Here is a 1,604-nt window from a genome sequence, read left to right on the forward strand (position 1 = left end):
CGCGGCGGCGAGGTCGTCGGCGGTGATGTCGTCCAGGTACGTGTCGTGGATGACGCCCCGCGCCACGGCGGCGACCCCGGACTCCGGAGCCGTGCGCCGTTCGGGCCGCGACCGCGTGGCGTGGCGGGTGAGGCACGCGACCGTGGCCGCGAGCAGTTCGTCGCGACGCAGGGCCGGCGCGCCGCCGAGCAGCGCCCGGTGCAGGGCCTGGACGTGCCGCGCGGCGACCGGATCGTCGATCACCGGCTCGGCGAACAGCGGCAGAGCGGACGGGCGCCCGCCCTGGTCGGAGAGCACGTCGCGGACGAGACCGGGACCGATGTGCACCATGCGGTAGGTGAAGCCGACCCCGTCGGCGGCGTGGCCGTCGTGCGGATCGTCGGGGTTGAAGGCCATCACCATGCCGCTCGCGCTGGTGTGCGCCCCGCCGCGGCACGTGAACGACTGGGCGCCGCTCTCCGTGACGCCGAAGGAGTAGGACTCGTGGCTGTGCCGGTGGTAGACATGCCGCTCGAAGTGGGCGTGCATGGCCTCCAACGGCCGGTCACCCGAGTGCCAGTAACGGGACCAATCGCGAGGCACCGCCCCATTGTCGCTCGTCGTCGGCGCACGAGCGTTCAAGACCCCCGGTGGGCCGCCGCGCCAGGATCGGACTCATGCGATTCGACACCAAGATCGGCATTGTGGTCCGGGAGGATCTGGCCGTCTGGCAGAAGCTCAACGTGACCGCGTTCCTGGCCGGTGCGGTCGCCGCGAACCACCCCGAGGTCATCGGCGAGCCGTACGAGGACGGCTCCGGCACCGGGTATCTGTCGATGTTCCGCCAGCCCGTGCTTGTCTACGCCGCCGACGCCGAGGCGCTCGGCCGGGTGCGCGGCTCGGCCGTGAACCGCGACCTGGACGTCGCCGTCTTCACCGAGGACATGTTCAAGACCGGGCACGACGAGGCCAACCGGGCCACCGTCCGCGCCGTGCCGGCCGAGGAGCTGGTGCTGGTGGGCCTCGCGGTGTTCGGGGCGAAGAATCCCCTGGACAAGACCCTCAAGGGACTGCCCCTGCACCCCTGAGGTCACGACAGCGCCACGTCGTCGAACTTGGCCGATGTCGGGTCGCCGAAGTAGCCGTCGTCGTGGCTCAGCAGCGTGAGGGTGTACGTGTGGCCGCCGACGACCGGGGCCTCGGCCCTCTCCCACCTGTTGTCGTACGTGCAGGTACGGGGGAGTGCCGTGCTGGTGGTGCCGGTCGTGTCGTCGCGCAGCGAGGCGGTCACCCAGTCGTAGCGCACCCGGTCCGGGCAGCTGACGTTGTACCAGAATGACAGCCGGCGATTGCCGCGGACGGCGGTGAAGGTCTGCCGGATGACGGAGTCGCCCTTCTTCGGGTCGTCGGGGTAGCCGAGCAGCGCCGCGTACCGGCCGCTGTGCGGATGGTCCCTGGTCACGCCGGTCACCACGCCCGCGGAGGTCCAGCCGGACAGCGAGCCGGTCTCGAAGCCGCCGTTGACGAGCGGGCGGAGCGCGGCGGCGGCCGCACGCGCCGGAGCGTTACCCGTGACGGCACGCGCCGTGACGACACGCGGTGCGACGGCGCCGGGGCGGGCGGTC

The 1,604-nt window shown here is 72.1% G+C and carries 3 protein-coding genes; 1 reads left to right on the top strand and 2 read right to left on the bottom strand.

The genetic code is table 11. The features are described from left to right. The coding region (locus ACFFNX_RS49465) for an AraC family ligand binding domain-containing protein (RefSeq protein WP_378213423.1) at window positions 1-582 on the bottom strand (582 nt) is incomplete at its 3' end. Between the two features lie 74 nt (window positions 583-656). Here ACFFNX_RS49465 and ACFFNX_RS49470 point away from each other — a divergent pair. Further along, window positions 657-1,067 (top strand): DUF2000 family protein, encoded by a 411-nt coding sequence (locus tag ACFFNX_RS49470; protein WP_378213424.1) that lies wholly within the window; start codon window positions 657-659, stop codon window positions 1,065-1,067. Window positions 1,068-1,069: 2 nt separating this feature from the next. Here the strand turns inward: ACFFNX_RS49470 and ACFFNX_RS49475 are convergent. Beyond that, window positions 1,070-1,604 (bottom strand): hypothetical protein (locus tag ACFFNX_RS49475; protein ID WP_378213426.1); only part of this gene is annotated, 535 nt, incomplete at its 5' end.

This window comes from Actinoallomurus acaciae (genome assembly GCF_042429965.1).
GTDB lineage: Bacteria > Actinomycetota > Actinomycetes > Streptosporangiales > Streptosporangiaceae > Actinoallomurus > Actinoallomurus acaciae.

Bases quoted from the DNA above. Each gene is read 5' to 3' on its own strand.
- ACFFNX_RS49470 (WP_378213424.1), top strand. From the start codon at position 657: ATGCGATTCGACACCAAGATCGGCATTGTGGTCCGGGAGGATCTGGCC.